A 17435-nucleotide genomic window follows, 5' to 3' on the forward strand; every position below is an offset into this window, starting at 1 on the left:
ATGTCCCCATTCAAAGGCCGGCATTTTCAGCGTTACATCATCCTGTGGGCGGTTCGCTGGTACTGCAAATACGGCATCAGCTACCGTGAACTGCAGGAGATGCTGGCTGAACGCGGTGTCAGTGTTGACCACACCACGATTTACCGATGGGTACAACGTTTCGCGCCTGAAATGGAAAAGCGGCTGCGGTGGTACTGGCGCAACCCTTCCGATCTCTGCCCGTGGCACATTGATGAAACGTATGTGAAGGTCAATGGTCGTTGGGCGTATCTGTACAGGGCCGTCGACAGCAGGAGCAGAACGATTGATTTTTACCTCTCGCCACGCCGTAACAGTAAAGCCGCATACCGGTTTCTGGGAAAGATATTAAACAACGTGAAGAAGTGGCAGGTCCCGCGGATTATCAACACTGACAAGGCCCCGACATACGGACGGGCGCTGACCCAGTTAAAGCGTGAAGGAAAATGTCCGCCATATGTTGAGCATCGTCAGATAAAGCACCACAACAACGTTATTGAATGTGACCACGGCAAGCTGAAAAGGATAATCAGCGCCACGCTGGGGTTCAAATCAATGAAGACGGCTTACGCCACGATAAAGGGAATCGAAGTCATGCGTGCGCTGCGCAAAGGTCAGGCAGAATCATTTTATTTCGGCCATCCCCTGGGCGAGATGCGTCTGGTGAGCAGAGTCTTTGAAATGTAAGGGCCTTTCAGTAACACCAAAGGCTACCTTATCGCGAATTTTGCAACAGTGCCCTCTTTCCTAGACACAGCCCCCTTAATGATGATGCACTACTCTACTCCCTTAATTCTTTACACAGTTAAAATCAGTAATGGCATGAATGCTGCCTAATATCTTTCGCCCTCTACACAATCTTCCCACTTCCATGGAAGCTAATAAAAGCCGGACATATAAATATTGTTTCTCACCAGGCATTCAACCAAGAGTGCCTGGACGCCCCCGCCCTGCCCGCCTTTTTCACTTTCCCCTTTAGCGACAGAGGGTTAACCTCGCTGACGGTGCGCGAAACGGCGCGGAGGACCGGCTTTTTATTTGCTGCCCACCAGGTTATTCTCCGTATAGAGGAGAAAAGCCGGAAAACCGATCCGGCGAGGATCCTGTTTGGATCGATTTATTCTCATCGAAAACCCTTTACAGATAAGCGAAAATACGTTCCACACCCGCAGACAACGGAGATTAAAAGTTTGGGCACTTTACCCCGCTAAATGACACAGATTTTACACAGCGACGCCAGTGGTCATAATGTGAACAGCTCAGGCGCTGCACGCTATTTTGACTATGAAAGTGCGGTCGCACTGCGAAACCTTGCGGCCGCCTACGGCACCGGTATGCCGCGTTATCTGCTCGCCCCTGAGGTGACCGTGCTGCTGTCAAAGGTGACCGATCTCCGCAAACGCCTGTTTATCGATACGCAGTGGAACACCGGCGGCCGGCTCAATGAAATATTGCCGCTGACCCAGGGGGATTTTGTATTGGACGATCCGCTGAGCGCGGCTCCGCTCGTCTCGCCGTTTGTGGTGCTACGCACGCTCAAGCAGCGCAAGCTGGAGGAATCTGTCAGCAGCCTGTCCCGTCGCCGCGGGCCGTGACGCTCACCGATCCGGCCTTCTTTCAGCGGCTCAGGGAATAGTTTGCGACCGTTCAACCTAACGCGGCGCAAGGTTCTGGGATATCCGGGCAGAAGGTCATTCAGACCCTGATGGGCCATAAGGATACGAAGTCGACCGAATGGTATATGCGGGTCTTTGCGCTGGACGTGACGCGGCAGCTCGATGTGCGGTTCACCATGGATGCCTATGAGGCCGGTCGGCTGTTAATACGGTTATGATCGGTGGCAGGCAAATCTTACTCTCTGAATGACCGGAAAAGCTTTTACGGTACAAATCAGATATTGCCACGAGCGCGCGAGCAGGTGATATACAGTTTGTTTCGCGTTGACGGCGGCAGGTCACTCAGACAGTTGCGGGTGAGAAACGGCCAGTGCGTGCGGCCCAGCACAATACAGACATCATTAAAATTGTTGAGGGCTTTACCGGCCCCCCAGTTTATTGGAAAACAGCCGTAGCGGTGATGCTCACGGTAAAACAGTTTGATGATGCCATTATCGGCGAAAAGCGCAGCATCCTACTCATGATCAATCACGGTATCAATCCGGGTCTGACGGGATACGTGTGCTTCGACAGGTATATGCAGCTCTAATGAGATAAACTCACATACCGTTAGTGAGCAGCGCAACGTTTTGCTGAAGGTTTCCCTGTCTGGCAAAATAACTGCCTCTTTGAAACGGCTTTCGTAACGGGTGATGTTATCATGTAATGTGGCGTTAATATTCCCGTCCCGGCTGGTGTCAAATATGTGCTGATAGTAATCTCCGGCCAGCGGTACGGAAATACCGGCGCTGCATAATTCAAGAAAAAGTTAAAATCGTGACCGGCGAAGTCCTGTACTTCATCGATTAACAGCAGGTCAAAGTACCGTTTCAGCCGTGCCCGGATGTCTGCCATCATTATCCTGTGCATCAGTAGCAGGGACAGACGTCGGTGGCAGACTCGTCCGGCAGCATCCTGAAAATGTAGCCGGTGCGAACGCAATACCCTGAGTAAAAGAGTAGCAAAGCTGAGACCGCGAATCTGCATCTTATGCTGCAGCAGGGAGCGGCAGCAGAAACCATGAAGAAACTAGAACCACGTCATCACACCGATCCCGTCCGGGATGAAACCAAAACGCTGAATGACTCTGGCACGCAGGTGCAATTCGTTATTTCGTGTGTGTCTGGAGAAGAGCCCACTGTCTTCACGCAGACTTTCTGTGAGAAGCGGGGTTTTACCCGAACCCGCAACCGCGAAGACTACGCGTTTATCCCCGCAATCGCCTCTGATATATATGCAGGTATGGTCATACGTGCTCTCGCCTCCAGCTGCCAAAAAGCGGCCACGGCTTTATTGGCGAGCATGTATTCCTGGACGCTCAGCCGACGCCGGGTACCAACGAAAAGCCGTTCGCACAGTTCAGTATTATCGCGGTACACACAGCTTTCAAAGGTGGATCGCGAGGCATCTTCATCCCCGTATACTCTCCTCTCCGGACTGGTCATGTCGTTAAAACGCTCAACACAGCTCTGTTGATAGTCGCCGTCATTGTCACTCAGCGCAGCAACGCGGTTGCCCTGAATACGCGCCAGCTCAAGGTAGTGGCGGAAACTTGTCGCGCCGATAGCGATTATTTGCACCCCAGCGTCTTCTGTCGTTATGCCCGTAAGATTGCGGTAAAACGCGTCGGTCAGAATGAATTCGTCATCACCTTCAACCTGAATGTCCCGCCGCGCCAGCGCGAATTCCAGCACATTATTATCTGGGGCCTTCATGAAAAAACGTGCCGTATCTTGGGAAAGGTCCCGCTGATCCACTGGCTGTCGCTCTCCCAGCAAAATGGCACTTCTAAGATCGAGGCGCGATGGATATGGCTGCTGTGCGTGGCCACAAAAAGCTGCATCTGCCGATCGGGTACCAGCGTGTTCACGAGCTTTTTCATGTTCACGTGACTGAGGTGATTCTCCGGTTCCTCTAACAAAAGGGCATCAAGCGCTCTGTGCTGTTCGCGTCGGCGTAGGCCAAACACCGTTTTAATTAAGCACTGTTTGCCTTTACCGAGATTGCGAACAGGAATACCGTCTTCTGTAATATCCAGACTAGCTTCGAGACGCGAATGCGGGCCTGAACGGATGCCGAACTGGCAGGTTTCGAGACCCTCATTAATGGCGGAAAGTTGCTCTTTATGAAGAAGGTTTTCTGCTGACGCCAAGTATTCTCCAGCCTGTATCTCTCAGCCACAGGAACGTTAACGCTGTAGAGCGTACCGGTATACTCCTGTGCGGCAGGATCGCTGTCAATTCGGGCGCTGTCCAGCAGCATATGATGAACGTACTGGCTGAAGCCGGTATAGGGCGATCTGAGAATGTCATTAATTTCACAGCATAATATTCAAACGGGAATTTGTCGTGTCCTGATCCAGAATGTGCATTATGTCCTGACCATACTCATCCAGCATTGGCGCAATATGCATTCTCAGTCCGTCTTCATCTCTCTGTATAAGGTTCTGCCGTCCGTTAAGAACTGGATTACCTGTATCGCTGAGGAAAACATCTGCAATTAGTTCGGGCAGTAAATCCGCGCGATGCACACCGGCCTGAAACGCCAGTACAGCCTGACTGGAAATCAGTGATTCCACGCCCAGTCATTCTACCCGGTGTCTGCTTCAACTCCGGTCAAGATCCAGCGCAAGCAGAACCGAGCTTTTACCCGACTCATTGTCACCAATCAGCAAGTTTTTGCCACGCTGGAAATTCAGCTGAAGAGAGTGAAATTTCCTGAAGTTCCTTATCATAAGATGAGTGATCACGGGTATCATTTCTCCTGCAAACCAGTCAGAACGTTATTATATGCAACCCTCAGAACATCTGTACTCCACCGATAGTGGATCAGGCCCGTTAGCTTCTGTTGCTTTCTGTCATCACTGAGGCTTTTACTGTGCATTCGGGATGAACCGGGTTCAATTCTTATCGCCTTTCTTAATACACCTGATTTCAATAATTTGATGCTCAGCCGGGTTTGATATGTACTGTACAGAGCTGAAGGAAATAAAGAAATGGATGAGATGCTGGCCTGTATTCGGTTCTGAATGAGCAGGGAGATTCAGCCTGTGTGTCTTAAATCAGCGACAATAACCGTTTCTTCAGCACCTCAGGCGAGCTGGGATAGTATCCACATCATAATGTACTTTTGCCTGTTGATAACCCCGGCTATCTGGTAGCTGGCAGAGAGCCGACTAAATGTCGGCATTACCACATAGAACTTGATGGGAATTTCAGGCTGAAATAAATGTAACTTATTTATTAAAATCAATTACTTAAAATAAAATTATTCTGGGTAGCACATTACTGTGAATTCCTGATGTTTTCTCACAGAGGCATCAACAGCAGAGTCCGATCACTGGTCGTTCACAGACTTAATCATCATGCGATCAATAACGCTCCGGACGGCGGCATCAAGCTCAGCTTGGCAGGCAGCAGATAGACGGGAAAACTCGTAAGTGACAAGACGTTTATCAGCGTCCGTTTTTTTTCGGGCGAACTGCTTTTTATCAGTAAACTCTGCCAGCTTCTCTGTCACGATTTTTTTGCTGCCCGCTGTTTTACGAGGACCTTCACTTTCAGCACGAAAATAGCTGATTATCCGGTTTTTATAAGCGGGATCATCAATATCATGAGAAGCTTCCTCTTCCATCCGGCTGCGGACGCAACTAACTAAGGTGTCAGTTGTGATATGTCTTGCTCGTGCTTTATCACTCACTTCCAGCAGAGCCCGATAGTCACTGATGGAAAGCTCGCTGACAGAGGGAAAAACCGCGATAATTTCATCAGGCACAGCGGCAGCCTGAAAAGCCCGGGTTACCTTGGCGGCAGACAGCCCTTCTGCAGCGGCTATCTCTGACTGATTCATATCTTCCGGATACATGAGTCTGAGACGTTTTCCGAGTTCACGCAGCGTATGCTCTTTTGCTGTCTGAATGTCCACGGCCAGTTGTCTGGCATCGGAAAGAGACAAGGCATCACGCGTCACCAGCACCTCAAATGCGGTTCCGTTGTAAATGCAAGCAGCACGACGTCGTGAACCATCCAGTATCTCTGTTCGACCATTAACCTCACGTCCGATGGCTGGAAAGAACTGCTGGAGCCGGATGGTCCGGGAAATATCACTGACCGATTCGCGCGTCAGAAATGCCTGGTCACGGCCGTTTACCGCGGCATCAACGAACGTCTGTGTTTCGATTTCGTCATGCAGTATCTTGGTCAGGACAAACCGGGCCTGAGCACCGGACTTGAGGGTAAATACACGCTCGCTGTCTGACTCGTTCATCATTTTTGAAAAACTGGAATTACCCAGTTGCCGGCCCAGTTTGACCATTTCCTTTTTCATTTCACACCTCTGATGAATTCAATCCTTTTAAATACGGCCTGAGTGAAACGCTCCGCCTCACGCTTCGCTTTTTTGAGCGCCTCGGCACTTCCCGGATAGGAACTGGGATCAGCACTCACAATGGTGTCGAAGCTTTCGCCGCAGCGTTCAAACCCGTCAAGCCTGGGCAATGTCGCATCAAGAATGTAAGAGGTAAAAACATCACGGGCGAGGCCGTGTGTCATTTCATGATCCCGCTTCGAGGTCATTTTTGACATGAAGCCAATATTTCCCTTTATCCGCGGCGTGATGCCCTCTTCCTCAAGCTGCTCAATCATTTCAGGCAGCCTCGTGAGGTACTTAAGGGTGGAGTGAAAATCGACCTGCGCGGGCGGTGTGGGCGTGAGCAGCAGATCGCTCGCGGCGAGTGCATTTAACATGAAGGCATCGAGGTGAGGACCTGTATCAATAAAGATGAAATCGTAATCAGAACCGATACGATCAATAATCGTTCGGCGCAACACTTCAGAGGGAAGCCTGTCAGGCAAATGCTCTCTGACGAGATCATTCCACTGACTTGCAATAAAACCATCGTCAATAGAAGCTGGAATGACATCAACACCGGGGATAATGGTGGGTTTAATGATGTCCTCTCTGAGCTGGCCAGCATCCAGATCGTTAAGCATTGCTTGTGCAGCTGTTTCCATTATGGAACCAATGCTGTTTTCCTGGCTGAGAAACATGGTACTAGAGGCCTGAGGATCGAGATCAACAACCAGAATACGAAGATCGTGCTGAAGAAGATCCTGATGGACCCGCAGGCCATGCGCCAGAGTCACCGTACTGACGGTTTTTGATACCCCGCCTTTCAGGTTCACAACAAAAATAACAAAAGGCCCACCCCCCGCGTGCACATCACGATATTTAGGCACTTTACGGTGAGCATAGATATCGACAACGTCCTGGATGGTCAGAGCATAATGCCGTGTGTTACCGGCATCTTTTTTGCCAAAGACGTGTCCCTGCGATTCCATTTCTTCAATGGCCTGCTCAACGGCACGGCGGCTGAGTTTGGGAAGATTAGCTACGGAATTGCGTGTGAACGTCTGATAGTACTGATCAAGACCAAACTCATTCCTTCTGACTGAAATATCGTCGCTCATGCTGCGCAGCATCGCGCTCGCTCTGCGGGCCGTCTCGTCCACGCCACCGTAATGACTTTTCATTTAACCGTTCCGTTGTCAATTTTGAAACTGATTGTACATCTGAAAAACGTCAGATCAACTTATTTCGTAAAATCATAAAAATGTTGTACAAACGGAAAATATGCCAACTGACAGTTTTCTTTAGTCTGTCATTCAAAAATCATCCAGGTAAGGAAAAAATCTAAAAAGCTTTAATCCGTTGAATGCAAGCTGAGAAGCACCTACCCTGACTTGATTGTGGCTTACTTTATTGATTTTAAATGTTTTTATTATTATATTTCAGATTGAAATTCCCATGTGTGTTGTCTGTGAAGCCCAGTGGAAGGCGTATGCTATGTCATTTATCAGACCTGCGTTCACGTGATTAAAATTACGTTCATTACACCGTCCGCAATAAACGTTAACTTCATTACCTGACTCAGGTCTGATGAATTTATGAAAAAGATACCATACGGCTGAAAATCTGATTCAAAATCCCATGAGTCTTCGAAGGCTTGTTGGCTGTTACGTTAACCTGTCAGATGAAGATGTGTGCTGAAGGGATGTTATATTCCCCCCCCCCCCGAAAATGTTCGCCGGAGGGGAGATGGATAAGTAATAAACAAATGTGTGTCCTGGCGGGAGACCTTTTTGTACACATGAGCAGGCGGAATGACCAGCATCCTTTCTTTTAGCGGCATCGGCACAGCCAGACATTACCTGGCAGGACAATAACTATATGCCGGGCAAACCATTTCTTAACAAATCAGCTAAATATGTGTGCTGGAGGGACGGTTCCGCTCTCTGCTCAGAAATACGCGGCTGCAGAATCAACGGAATTGAAACTGAAAGTGTGCGCTGACGGGCGACAGGCGAAGTAATCCAATGCTCGGTGTGTGCTGACGGGTTTAGGACAGAAAAATGTGTGTGCTAGCGGGTGTAAATAACGCCCTGAGATGCCATTGTGTGTGCTGGCGGGTACCTCACATGCATTTTAAACACGAGTACATGTGTGCTGGCGGGCTACAGAACCATCAAGTTGCCCGGGTGAAAGATAAAAATAAAGCAACCGGTACTGATGTGTGTGCTGACGGGTAACAATTCTGTGCGTAAAGTGCGAAAATGTGTGCTGGCAGGTGCTAACTAACCATAAGGAAATGAACATGTGTGGTGACAGGCGGGTATTCACAAAAACCGCTGAGTATGTGTGCTGGCGGGTTCATCGGCCGGGACGTTTCTTCAGTGCAGGACACAACCTTGACGAACACGTATTTATCCCAACAGCACACACTTAAATGTCGGAAGGTTTCAGCTTGGGGTTACGTTTATGAATAATAACAAAGTTTTCGCGGGCTTTACGAACGAGCGAAAACTCCAGATAACCGATGTTCTGTAACTGCTCAAGCGCCTTTTTAATCGTACGGTTCTGTTCACTGACAGAACTGCTAAGAGAAAGGCGCTCGCGCAGTCTTGAGAAGCTGACAGGAATCGGGTTGGCAGGAAGACTTTCAATAAAAGTATAGATCGCCTGAGCGGCTTCCTTCTTTGGAAGTGCTTTGATGGCGTGGTGCTGCAAAAGGACTCTGTAGTCTAACTGGAACAACTCCCATAGTTTTTCATCAGCCTCCAGCTGAACAATATCTCTTTCAGCATCAAAATAACCCGTCTTCAGAAGGCCTGTCTGATAACTTCCCCTCGCATCACTGCCGCGCTTAAAAGAGATTGATTTATTACGTAATTTTCCCAAGGACTCGTGAATGGTAAGCCGTAGACGGGCGTCAATTCGTTTAGCAGAAAATCCACACCCTTTGGCAAACTCAGTAAACTTCAGTTCGATCTTGTTTGATGCCAGACCATATTTACTGAATGCATAAATAACCCCAATCCAGGCCTTAAAATCGCTGTCCATATTAAGACGTGGCCCAGAAATGTTAATGTGATCGTATCCCTCGGCCCGTGCTATCTCTAACTGAGAGAATAATTCAGATGCATCCACAACATTGTTTTCGCCCTGAGACTTCGTGGGTTTGGGTACAAAAACACCGAGGCGCATAAGTGCTACAGGCTGAACGGTGTTATTGGAATTAACTGTGAGTTGTTTGTCTTTACTGACCATGTCACTGTAAAGTGCATCACCGATAAATGACTCATCTTTCATATAATTATCTCACTTACTAGTCACAGGATCTTACTGTGAGTAAAGATCATCTCTATCCCAACAGCACACACATTACATCCCAACAGCACACATTACCAGCCCACCAGCACACATGTTTATCCCGCCAGCACACATGTTTATCCCACCAGCACACATCTAGAATTGGCTTGAAGTCAGTCACCACAAGGCCTGAGAGATAGCGGGATCTATTTGGAGCTATAAGGATCTTACTGGAATATTTATTGGATCGAGCCTGTGCACATGTGGATAAACGATCGTCTCTACTAACGCGCCTCCGGCTTGTTCAACTGGCTCAACGAACACAAAAAATTTGTATTCGTTGAGCCAGTTTCTGTTGAAAAGCATCTATGGCGGGATCACTCAACGAATTTCCAGACATGGGCGGGAACACGATCATAGAGCTTCCCGGTTGCCAGTTCAGCCTTACGGTGATCATAGGCACGGGTGATTTCATATTGTTCGTCAGTGTGGTCTGAATACATCAAATGTTCATACACTGTTTCAAGCGTCTCCGCTGAACGGCAGCGGCGAAATTTCATGAGCCAGTCAGTTTTATTCATTTTTACCCAGTAAATTGATCAAAGTTACTGCCGGTATGTATACACAACCATTCATACCAGCTCTGTCAGCACCTTTCCCTGGTTATGTGTGTTTCCTACTGCATTATCCACTTTGTACCATTCAAAGTCGTCTTCTGGCAGAGCACACTCATACGCTATTTCGCTAGCTCTTTCTGCACTGGTGTATTCGCTCAGCCATTCCCTGATTACTTTCGGCCGTCACGATGACAAATCCCTCATGGCCATTATCCTGACCAAAGGGCGCTTTGCCGATCGCCGCGAAGAAAAGCGGCTACCGTGAGCGGTGATAAATAATATACGGCTGCTAGCCGTCATCCGTCCGGGCCCATTCATACCAGCCATTCGTCGGCACGACTGCCCTGCCGTTCCGTGCTGCCACAGCGGCTTAAACATTCTGCCGAAGGCGGTCGTTTCCCCTCTGGCGACAAGTCCGGCCTGTAGCCCCAGAATACCGGCTCAAAATGAAGCTGCCCTTCCCGCTAATTCAGCAGCATCTCGCGCGTTCCCGGCGCAATGTTGTACCGCCCCAAGGGTTCACTGTCGAAAGGCAGTTCTTCCGGTAAGATGCCTGCGGCTTCAAAATACTCGTCTCTACAGCTGTACTGCGCAAAAAGTCCACACATAATGACCTCCGTCGTTATTAATAAGGACATTGCGGTATACTGATGTCAGGAGGAGTTACCATGTCACATAATCTGGCCGCCCGAGAAAGGACCGAACGGGAAAAGTTAATGTGAACTTGGCCGCGTCAGGGGGCGCTTACCGGGAGAGACTCAACCTGCCTGTCATTCCTGCCCGGGTTGAGCATCAGCAGCCTGAAGACCTGAGAGACTACTTCAGAGAGAGGCTGGCGTATTACCGTCATCTTTCGCTGAAGCTGCCGGGTGGAAACGATCCTATTTATCAGAAAGAGCCAAAGGATTAATCTGTATATTTGGGATTCAGTTCTTGGATATTTTCTGTTAGCCCCGGAGAAATAAAATGGATGCAGCCCTTCTTTCAATGATGCGCTCAGGCGGCCGGAATCAGGCCTGGGCAGAGACGATGGTTAACCTCGAAGCCAGGAGGCTTGCCGACACGGCTAATATTGTCGCTGCCAGCCATCTGAAACACGGGCTCTCCCGCATTCAGTTCGTTCAGGAAATCAGAGACGTTATCGAAGCTCAGTTCGCCCTAGCCCGTCAGGCAAAAACCGATGAAGAATGCATGGCCTGTTTCAAAAATCTTCGGGCAGAGAACGACAGCCTTCTGTATCAGGCCAGAATGCTGCGCACTCAGGCCGCGAAGCTTTATGCAAAAGTGGAGTTTATCAGGGAGAATAACAGGATCGTGGGCTATGCCGTGTCTGCCGTCAATCTGGTACTGAACGGCCTGACGGTTTACGGCGGCTTTGTTCTGCTGGCCACTATGACACCTGTTGCTGTTGTAGCTGGCGCGATCATCATGATTGATGGGTTTAACAGCATATCTAAAGAGATTATTAACCATACGTCCTACGGCCCTTCCGAAGGCATCATTGCTGATGCCTCAACTGATATAGCCAGTTTTATGGGATTCAGACCCGAATACGGTCTGGCGGCCTATAATGCTGTTTCACTGACGGCCAATATTTATGGCCTGGTAGGACTGACGAGGAAACCAGAGTCCTGGCGGCTTTTTCGCTGGTTAAGAAGTGATTTCAGAAACAAGCTGGAGTCAATGAGCCGGCCAAAACTGGCGCTTAAAATTGTCAGCTACGGGGTCAGAGGCAAAGTTGTTGTTGATCTCGTTGAAACAGCCAGGTCCCAGGATAATTAACGACGGTAAGCTCTCCGGTGACGCCAGCATTTCCAGGCAAGCGTTACGGGCTGAGCAGAGAGCACTATTGCAATCACGATCAGAAATGACACCCCACCTGCAATAATTTTGACGGGGGAGCTGAATACTAGCAGGGCCGCCATCACCAGCAGGCTGAACGTGATAACCCATGTCAGAGCCCGGAAGCGGTTTGCAAGGCTTTCTACAGCTTCCTCCAGCGTGCCCCCGTGTACCGACACGTTGTGTTTTATTCTGCTTAAATCTGCCTGGCTGATACCCGATTTCAGCAGGGCTTCATCGCTGACATTCATTTCCTGAATCCTGACATTAGTCTGACTGACTGATGTATATAACAGATTATGACAGCATCTGTAACCCGGCAATCCTTGCCGGGTGACGACGGCATATCATCCGGCCTTCTTTTCCGATTTCTCCTGCGCATGCTTTATCAGGTCGCTGATATTATCACTCATCTGACGGCTTCTGCCCTGCCGGTAGTCCGGCCAGGGCAGGAAAGGATGCGAGGATTCGCCCATCAGCACTATACCGGTGGGACAGCGCCAGTCAGACGGCGCATCCGGGTGATAGCGAACGAGTACGGCCGGCGCGTCGCAGTCTTCCTCACCCTCTCCCAGCAGCACGGGCGACGCGATGGCGGCGTCTTTCTGTGACACAAACCACAGACTGTTGGAGAATATAAACGCCAGCAGCGCCGAGGCAATGAAAGCACCGGTGTACCAGAAACGCCTGCCGGCGCGCCGGGCCAGCATGAAATACAGGCCGCTCAGGAACGCCGCCCCGGCCACGCCCGTCCACTGGGCCGTTATGGCCACCTCGTCCAGGGTGTGCTGTGTGATGTCATTTCCGGCCGCCCAGAACCCTGCCAGAACCGGTGCAGCCAGCGTCAGGGGAAGCAGAATGATGGCGGATGCCAGGAGAACGGTGCCGGCATTTACTTCTGTGGCGGCGTTACGGAGGCAGAAGAGTTCATGCAGGCTCATCACCAGCAGGAAAAGACACAACGTCATGTATAACACGGCCACCCCTTTTACGTTCTGACGCAGAATGAATCTCAGAGCGAGAATGCCTGCTGTATTAAAATAATATTTACGGTGTCTGTGCGCTGTTATTCCGCGACTGAACGGGGGCATAATACCATTCTGATTTCCTGTCAGGAAAATAATAAATAATGAAACTTAAGCGGGGAAGTTTATTTATTTTGTCTGTCGTATTCAGCGTTTCTGCGTCCGCAGGAGACAACATTGCCGTGGGTTTCTCGCCGGTCGGAAGCGCGCAGCGCCTTATCCTGAATGTCATCGCTGGGGCAGGGAAAACGCTGGACGTCGCGGCCTACGAATTTACCAGCCGGCCCGTCGCAGATGCGCTGATAAGCCAGTCGCAGCGCGGCGTGGCGGTCCGGCTGGTTGCGGATGAAAAGGTCAGCCACGACCGCCATTCGCTGGTCTCCCTGCTGGCCTGCAGCGGGGTGCCGGTCCGCACGGACGACCGCTACAGCATCATGCACAACAAGTTTATTGTGGCCGACGGAGTGAATACGGAAACCGGATCGTTTAATTACACCTCATCGGCTGAAAAGCGCAATGCGGAAAATGCGCTGGCAGTTTTTGATAATAAAGCAGTTGCTGCTGAATATAACGCAGAATTCGAAAGACTGTGGAATGAATCCACGCCGGTGACGTGTCAGGATAAATAAATGCGTGATGTCCGGTGCGGCTGCGAAACGTAATTCCGGACGGGGGGAACGGGCATGGCCAGAAAGAAAACCTACGCGGTGCATTTCCGTGGACAGCGCGGTGAGCGGGACGCCAGTGAAGCCTTCCAGCAGGAGGAAACCGGGACCTGGCAGCGCTGGCTGAAGCACGCCCGCGACAACAAGAAAACCACGGTGGTTACCTGCAGCTGCCTGCCGGCAGAGACTGACCCTGTAAAGCGCCGTCTGAAGGTGCATTATTCTCAGGAGACTGAACGCTGCTGGCTCTCTTCATATGCCTTTACAGGTAACGAACACAAGCCGGACTGCCGGTTTTATTCGGTGTGGTCAGACGAACGCCAGGCGGAGATTTATCAGGGCGATGCGGTCCGCACCACAGCCGACGGCACCATCGTGGTCAGGCTGCCCACCGGCCTGCAGAAAAAGGCCCCGTCAGAGGTCAAACCGGCTGAGAACGAGCCCGGTGATGAACCTGTGAAGCGTAAACGCCGCCCCTCGATGCGCCTGCTGGGGCTGCTTCACCTGCTGTGGGAACAGTCCGGCATCAACGTCTGGCACCCCGCCTTCGACAAAAAGAAGCGCACACCCGGCTGGGTGAGCTGGCGCCTGCAGCAGACTGCAGGCCGGATACGGGTCGGCCGCGTGCCACTGGAGGAGTCGCTGCTGCTCATGGCCATGAAGGGAACGCCGCAGGTCGTGGCCAACCGGGAACACCTGAGAGCGGCCGGAAAGAACAAAAGGCGGCTCATCTTGGTATCCGTGCTGGCCTGCTGGAATGAGGCTGCTGAAGCCCGTCTGCAGACCACGCTGCCTCTGGGGCTTTTTTTCGGCTTCCCTGACCTGATTCTGCCGGAGGACGTGCGCCTGCGCCTGGAGAGGAGCTTTGGCCGCGAGCTGGGCGACTGGAGACGGGGCATGAAGGTCGTCGTCATCGCGGAGACAGAGCCGCCTGAAACGACGTTCAGGCACACAGACGGGCGCAACCGGCCGTTCAGCTGCAGCACCGTCATCGACGTGGCGCTGATGACGGTCAGCCCCCGCTTTATTCCGCTGGATTCGGGCTATGAGGGAATGGTCGAAGACCGGCTGTGGCAGGAAAAGCGCGCCTTCATCAAGCCGCTGCGCTACGACGGCGAGGAAGACGTGTTTCCGGACTTTGTGCTGAAGGACGTTTCCGGCGTGGACGCGCTGCCCATGGAGGTCTTCGGGATGAACACGCCTGAGTACCTGCAGCGTAAGCAGGTGAAAACGGCCCATTACGACAGGGAATACGGACCGGGTAACTGGTGGTACTGGAATGCTGCTGACAGGTCAGACATGCCGGCATTTCCGTAACACTGACAACGCAGCTGTGGTTTCCCGGGATATGAAGGCGCTCGGGTGCGTCCTAATCCACGAAACGGAACAGTATACGCACCTCATCTTTCGCACTCAGTGCCTTCAGCGCATCGAGGTGCTAAAAATACCGTTCACCCAGAAACGCACGGTAGGTGGTTTCATGCGGCGGTGTGGTGCGCTGATCGATAAAGCGCTGGCCATAATCAAATGTCGTCAGCTCAGCTGCGCTCAGCCAGGAAGAGCCGTAGCATGACGCTTCCGAACGGGCGATCCGTTCGGCAACGCTGGCCGGTGGTGGTTCACCCCAGCCCCAGCCGCTTTCCAGTTGCCATACTTCGGGCACCAGATGCCGCAGGGCTTCCTCAGAAATATCATCCGGGAAACCCCGGGGTTCAGCAAGCACCTGACACTGGCTGTAGTTCCTCACATCGGCAAACAGGCCAAACATGCGATAATCCTGATACATGAATGGCTCGCTGTATGCAGGGGCTTCATGGTCGTCACTGTCATCGTGCCGGGCAGCAGGGGGAAAAGCGCCGTAGCCTACGGGCTGCCACCCGTCAGTGGTGCGTGTTTCAGCGCAGGTGCGAATATAAGTACCCATCGTGATGTCCTTGTTAAGTGCCAATGTCTGAACAGTCAGACGCGCTGCCTGACGGTAAAGCAGTCAGTAAACCGTCCGCGCTTGACGGGCCCGGTCTGCCTGATGCTTGTATTTCGGGCCTCGATGCCCTTTGACCGTAGCGCTGCTGCGACACGTTCTGCCTGCTCACGACTGGCCACGGGGAAGCTGACGGGATGTGACTCAAACCAGATCATCACAGAATGAGTCATATACAGTGAGGCATAAAGCGGGCGAGGTTCAGTCACAGGCGTTACCGCATTACTGTCGTTGAGTTCAGGTACTGCGCCAAAAATGCCTGAAAGGTAATCATCCAGGCGTTCAATGAAGGCTGGACGTATTGTTAACAGTTCGGGGTTGTCTTCTGAACTGTTCCACTGGTTCGCCTGCCGCCTCAGACTGTCCAGAAGTGATAACGATTCATAAGGAATTTTTTTCCCGGTACTTTCACCCCGAATAGCGGACTCCAGCTGGTTTATTCTGGAAGACTGTTGCCTGATTTTCCGCATCATATAAATACAGATAATCAGCATGGCCACAAACGCACTGCCTGGCAAAATGGTCATTTCTGTCCCCTCTCTGCAATGCAACCTGATTTATGTTTAACTACTGACCGGACTTATCTGCCTTGTATATCGACCAGATGCGTTTTACCTGGCTTATGCTGCAGCCTGCCAGGGTGGCGGTCCGTTCAATCGTCATGCCGGATTCACGAAGCGCAATAATGCGCTCATGCGTTTTATTGTCTGGCCTTCGCCCTTGGTACTTACCTGACGCCTTTGCCAGCTCAACGCCCTGCCGCTGTCGTTCCCTTCGGGTTTCGTAGTCGTCACGCGCCGTCTGAAGTGCGACCTTAAGCAGCATGTCCTGGACGGACTCAAGCACGATTCTGGCCACGCCGTCCTGGCTTATGGCCAGCTCGGATAAATCCACTATGCCGGGGATGGCCAGCTTTGCCCCCTTAGCCTTTATCGAGCCAATCAGCTGCTCGGCTTCCGTAAGCGGAAGACGGCTGATGCGGTCAATCTTCTCAGCCACGACCACCTCCCCGGGCTGCAGGTCGGCAATCATGCGCTGGAGTTCAGGCCGGTCTGCCCTGGCACCTGAAGCCTTCTCTTTATAGACGCCGGCCCCTGCCCCGTGCATCCTCAATAATGCTGTTCTGCCGTGTCAGTTCCTGTTCATCGGTGCTGACGCGAAGATAAATGCGTGCAATCTGCATGGGTTTAACGGTCCGTTCCTCTTAACGTAAATAATCGCTGAGCGCTTCGCGGCCGCCGTTGTCTTCAGGCATGACGCTCACAATGCGCCTCAGCGCGGCTTTGTGTGAGGGCGTACTGTTCACGAGCGCCATCAGCTTCCGCTGCGCCTCTGCCGCCGAACAGCAGGCTGACGAGTATTTACGGGGCCTGGACAGACGGTCCCATAAGCTGATGTTTATCAGGCGGCTTGTCAGAACGTACATGGCTGTAAGCGCATGACGCACCTCTTTCTCCTCTTCAGGGAGTTCACCTTCCGTGTAGGTTTCCCCCGGAGGACTGAGATAGGTTTCATCCAGTGGATGGTTTACTAAAAGGCTGAAGGGCTTCACTGTGACCTCCGGGAATGTTTTCAGTGCAGGCAAACAATGTTAACTGAGGAAGTGAAATTCCCTGTACGTCGTCCCCTGGATATTTATGTCATCGCGTACCCTGATTTCAACGTGGGCATCCGGGCTGAGAAATGCGATTTTTTCAGCGTGTTTAATCTCAGTCGTGCAGATGCGCAACCATTCCGGCTCCCCTGAAAGCAGAACCCCGTACAGCATCAGGTTAACCCCATTGACAGTGACCACATGTACAACGCGTTCGACCCTTCCCGAAAAAGTTTTCGTTTTTCTCACCGGCATGCATCACCCCTTTTTTATTAAGGTCTTGTGACGGTCAGTTTGAGTATACCTGTGATGGCCTTTTTTTTATCAAAGCTGTATCTGAAATCCTGCTGGCGATGAAATTAAATAGATTTGACGGACTGAAAATCTGCAG

Annotated in this window: 16 protein-coding genes and 4 pseudogenes; 7 read left to right on the plus strand and 13 right to left on the minus strand. The window is 51.3% G+C overall.

Annotated elements, in window-relative coordinates:
- The 3 genes from GC087_RS23775 (at nucleotide 1) to GC087_RS23785 (ending at nucleotide 2223) form a co-directional block, all read left to right on the plus strand.
- Nucleotides 1-705 carry an IS6 family transposase gene (locus tag GC087_RS23775; protein ID WP_210523066.1) on the plus strand — a complete coding sequence of 235 codons (705 nt, stop codon included), beginning with the start codon at nucleotides 1-3 and terminating at the stop codon, nucleotides 703-705.
- A gap of 524 nt (nucleotides 706-1229) precedes the next feature.
- On the plus strand, nucleotides 1230-1613 hold the full coding sequence (locus GC087_RS23780) for a resolvase (RefSeq protein ID WP_324030769.1): 384 nt from the start codon (nucleotides 1230-1232) through the stop codon (nucleotides 1611-1613).
- A 391-nt stretch (nucleotides 1614-2004) separates the two neighbouring features.
- Nucleotides 2005-2223, plus strand: a complete 219-nt coding sequence (locus GC087_RS23785) for a hypothetical protein (protein ID WP_205954714.1) — start codon at nucleotides 2005-2007, stop codon at nucleotides 2221-2223.
- Nucleotides 2224-2872: 649 nt separating this feature from the next.
- Here the strand turns inward: GC087_RS23785 and GC087_RS23790 are convergent.
- The 6 genes and pseudogenes from GC087_RS23790 to GC087_RS23815 all read right to left on the minus strand — a co-directional run bounded on the left by GC087_RS23790 (nucleotide 2873) and on the right by GC087_RS23815 (nucleotide 10545).
- Nucleotides 2873-4428: pseudogene (locus GC087_RS23790) on the minus strand (ATP-dependent nuclease).
- A 581-nt stretch (nucleotides 4429-5009) separates the two neighbouring features.
- Nucleotides 5010-5999 (minus strand): ParB family protein, encoded by a 990-nt coding sequence (locus GC087_RS23795; protein ID WP_205954712.1) that lies wholly within the window; start codon nucleotides 5997-5999, stop codon nucleotides 5010-5012.
- Entirely contained in the window at nucleotides 5996-7204 is a 1209-nt protein-coding gene (locus tag GC087_RS23800; RefSeq protein WP_205954711.1) for an AAA family ATPase, read from the minus strand. The genes GC087_RS23795 and GC087_RS23800 overlap by 4 nt, the downstream gene beginning before the upstream one ends.
- Before the next feature lie 1249 nt (nucleotides 7205-8453).
- Complete coding sequence (locus GC087_RS23805) at nucleotides 8454-9320, minus strand: RepB family plasmid replication initiator protein (RefSeq protein WP_205957591.1); 867 nt, start codon at nucleotides 9318-9320, stop codon at nucleotides 8454-8456.
- Between the two features lie 377 nt (nucleotides 9321-9697).
- Nucleotides 9698-9901: an Hha/YmoA family nucleoid-associated regulatory protein gene (locus GC087_RS23810; RefSeq protein WP_058708755.1), complete on the minus strand. Its 204-nt coding sequence runs from the start codon at nucleotides 9899-9901 to the stop codon at nucleotides 9698-9700.
- A gap of 51 nt (nucleotides 9902-9952) precedes the next feature.
- Nucleotides 9953-10545 (minus strand): annotated as a pseudogene (locus GC087_RS23815) (SOS response-associated peptidase family protein).
- A gap of 60 nt (nucleotides 10546-10605) precedes the next feature.
- Here GC087_RS23815 and GC087_RS23820 point away from each other — a divergent pair.
- Both GC087_RS23820 and GC087_RS23825 read left to right on the plus strand, forming a co-directional pair.
- Nucleotides 10606-10847 (plus strand): annotated as a pseudogene (locus tag GC087_RS23820) (DNA polymerase III subunit theta).
- Between the two features lie 56 nt (nucleotides 10848-10903).
- A complete protein-coding gene (locus GC087_RS23825; RefSeq protein WP_324030770.1) occupies nucleotides 10904-11719 on the plus strand; it encodes a DUF4225 domain-containing protein in 816 nt (271 codons plus the stop codon).
- Here GC087_RS23825 and GC087_RS23830 read toward each other — a convergent pair.
- Nucleotides 11716-12030, minus strand: coding sequence for a hypothetical protein (locus GC087_RS23830; protein ID WP_205954709.1), 315 nt, complete (start codon nucleotides 12028-12030; stop codon nucleotides 11716-11718). The genes GC087_RS23825 and GC087_RS23830 overlap by 4 nt on opposite strands.
- Nucleotides 12031-12126: 96 nt before the next feature.
- Nucleotides 12127-12747, minus strand: a complete 621-nt coding sequence (locus tag GC087_RS23835; protein ID WP_205954708.1) for a hypothetical protein — start codon at nucleotides 12745-12747, stop codon at nucleotides 12127-12129.
- 161 nt (nucleotides 12748-12908) lie between these two features.
- On the opposite strand from GC087_RS23835, the gene GC087_RS23840 reads away from it, so the two are divergent.
- Together GC087_RS23840 and GC087_RS23845 are read left to right on the plus strand one after the other, a co-directional pair.
- On the plus strand, nucleotides 12909-13433 hold the full coding sequence (locus tag GC087_RS23840) for a phospholipase D family nuclease (protein ID WP_324030771.1): 525 nt from the start codon (nucleotides 12909-12911) through the stop codon (nucleotides 13431-13433).
- 54 nt (nucleotides 13434-13487) lie between these two features.
- Nucleotides 13488-14786, plus strand: coding sequence for a DUF1173 family protein (locus GC087_RS23845; RefSeq protein ID WP_205954706.1), 1299 nt, complete (start codon nucleotides 13488-13490; stop codon nucleotides 14784-14786).
- A gap of 121 nt (nucleotides 14787-14907) precedes the next feature.
- Here the strand turns inward: GC087_RS23845 and GC087_RS23850 are convergent, their stop codons facing one another.
- From GC087_RS23850 to GC087_RS23870, 5 genes and pseudogenes are all read right to left on the minus strand, one after another.
- Nucleotides 14908-15393: a hypothetical protein gene (locus GC087_RS23850; RefSeq protein WP_205954705.1), complete on the minus strand. Its 486-nt coding sequence runs from the start codon at nucleotides 15391-15393 to the stop codon at nucleotides 14908-14910.
- 35 nt (nucleotides 15394-15428) lie between these two features.
- Nucleotides 15429-15977 carry a hypothetical protein gene (locus tag GC087_RS23855; protein WP_205954704.1) on the minus strand — a complete coding sequence of 183 codons (549 nt, stop codon included), beginning with the start codon at nucleotides 15975-15977 and terminating at the stop codon, nucleotides 15429-15431.
- Nucleotides 15978-16017: 40 nt separating this feature from the next.
- Nucleotides 16018-16633 (minus strand): annotated as a pseudogene (locus GC087_RS23860) (recombinase family protein).
- 21 nt (nucleotides 16634-16654) lie between these two features.
- Complete coding sequence (locus GC087_RS23865; protein ID WP_205954702.1) at nucleotides 16655-17002, minus strand: hypothetical protein; 348 nt, start codon at nucleotides 17000-17002, stop codon at nucleotides 16655-16657.
- 39 nt (nucleotides 17003-17041) lie between these two features.
- Nucleotides 17042-17299 (minus strand): hypothetical protein, encoded by a 258-nt coding sequence (locus GC087_RS23870; RefSeq protein ID WP_205954701.1) that lies wholly within the window; start codon nucleotides 17297-17299, stop codon nucleotides 17042-17044.
- Between the last annotated feature and the right edge of the window lie 136 nt (nucleotides 17300-17435).

The organism is Pantoea sp. JZ2, assembly GCF_035191405.1.
GTDB classification, from domain to species: domain Bacteria; phylum Pseudomonadota; class Gammaproteobacteria; order Enterobacterales; family Enterobacteriaceae; genus Pantoea; species Pantoea stewartii.